1 protein-coding gene and 2 pseudogenes are annotated in these 1,869 nt (G+C 68.4%); all 3 read right to left on the bottom strand.

All coding sequences use genetic code 11. The features are described from left to right. Positions 1-296 (bottom strand): annotated as a pseudogene (locus A9X03_RS04780) (YibE/F family protein); the annotation flags it as partial. A gap of 35 nt (positions 297-331) precedes the next feature. Beyond that, positions 332-1,621, bottom strand: coding sequence for a pyridoxal phosphate-dependent aminotransferase (locus A9X03_RS04775; protein WP_067779196.1), 1,290 nt, complete (start codon positions 1,619-1,621; stop codon positions 332-334). A gap of 133 nt (positions 1,622-1,754) precedes the next feature. Then, positions 1,755-1,869: pseudogene (locus A9X03_RS30770) on the bottom strand (hypothetical protein); the annotation flags it as partial.

The raw sequence follows: 1,869 nt of genomic DNA, 5'->3' as shown, positions 1-1,869 counted from the left end.
CGGCCCGCGCCAGGCGGCGCCGGCTGCGGCGCGGTGGTGAGCACCTGGCTGACCGACGGGCTGCCGCAGTCGCCCATGCCGCTGGACAGCACGTGCCCGGCCTGGGTGCTCACTGCACCCCCGGCCGCGTTCTGGAACGGCATCGGGATGTCGACGTGCTGGCGGCTGGGCCACAGCGCGATGGCGCCGCCGAGCACCGCCACCCCGATCGCCACCAACAGCCCGACGACGATCCTCGCGGGCAGCGATTCAACCTGGACCGGAGCCGACGGGCCGTGCGAGTGCGAGTGTGTCACCCGGTCCACCGTAGAGGCGCCGGCTGCGAAGTTGCTTACTGGCGATAGCTGACCAGGAAGTTGCCCAGCCGCTCGATCGCGGCGGCGAGATCGCGGGACCACGGCAGCGTGACGATGCGCAGGTGATCCGGTGCCGGCCAATTGAATCCGGTGCCCTGCGTGACCAGGATCTTCTCCTGCAACAGCAGGTCGAGGACGAGCTGTTCGTCGTCGGTGATGTCGTAGACCTCGGGGTCCAGCCGGGGGAAGGCATACAGCGCGCCCTCGGGCTTGACGCAGGACACCCCGGGAATCTCGTTGAGTTTCTGCCACGCGACGTCGCGCTGCTCGAGCAGCCGCCCGCCCGGCAGCACCAGGTCTTCGATGCTCTGGTGGCCACCGAGGGCCACCTGAATCCCGTGCTGGGCGGGCACATTGGGGCACAGCCGCATGTTCGCCAGCAGGTTGATGCCTTCGATGAAGCTCTCGGCGTGGTCCTTGGGTCCGGTGATCGCCAGCCAGCCCGCGCGGTAGCCGGCGACCCGGTAGGCCTTGGACAGCCCGTTGAACGTGAGGCACAGCATGTCGTGTGCCAGCGAGGCCACGTTGATGTGCGTGGCGTCGTCGTACAGGATCTTGTCGTAGATCTCGTCGGCGAGCAGCAGCAGTTGGTGCTTGCGCGCCAACTCCACCATCTGCGTGAGGACCTCGCGGCTGTACACCGCGCCGGTCGGGTTGTTCGGGTTGATGATGACCAGCGCCTTGGTGCGCTCGCTGATCTTGGACTCCAGGTCGGCGATGTCGGGCTGCCACGCCTGCGTCTCGTCGCACAGGTAGTGCACGGGCGTGCCGCCGGCCAGCGACGTCGACGCCGTCCACAGCGGGTAGTCCGGCGACGGGATCAACACTTCGTCGCCGTTGTCCAGCAGGGCCTGCAGCGTCATCGTGATCAGCTCGGAGACCCCGTTGCCCAGGTACACGTCGTCGACGTCGAACCGGGGGAAGCCCTCGACCAGCTCGTAGCGGGTGACCACCGCGCGGCGCGCGGGCAGGATGCCCTGCGAGTCGGAGTAGCCCTGCGCGTACGGCAGCGCCTGGATCATGTCCCGCATGATCACGTCGGGGGCCTCGAAGCCGAACGGCGCCGGGTTGCCGATGTTGAGCTTGAGGATGCGGTGCCCCTCGGCCTCCAGCCGCGCGGCCTGCTGGTGCACGGGCCCGCGGATCTCGTACAGGACGTCCTGAAGCTTGGACGACTGCGCGAAGACCCGCTGCCGGTGATGGCCGGAGGCGTGCAGGGGCAGCTGGTGAGTGGTCACGCCCTTAATGGTGCCACCACTGTCCACCGAAATTTGCTGTCAAGCGTCAAACCGTGATCAGCGCTTGCCCGTGCGGCCGGGACAGCCCTCGCCGAGCGTGAAGCTGTTGCGAAATCTTCGCGCATTTTTCGCAGTGGCTTCACGCTCGACAGGTCGGGGATCAGCGCTTGCCCGGCGGCCGGGCGCCGCGGGCAATGCCCAGGCCCTTCACCGGCTGCGCGGGCGGCTCTTGCTCGCCGTCCGTTTGCTTTGCCGGCTCCGCTTTGGGCGCGGGC

The sequence above is a fragment of the Mycobacterium sp. E1715 genome (genome assembly GCF_001667625.1).
GTDB lineage: Bacteria > Actinomycetota > Actinomycetes > Mycobacteriales > Mycobacteriaceae > Mycobacterium.
This window is presented reverse-complemented; position numbering and strand designations above follow the sequence as displayed.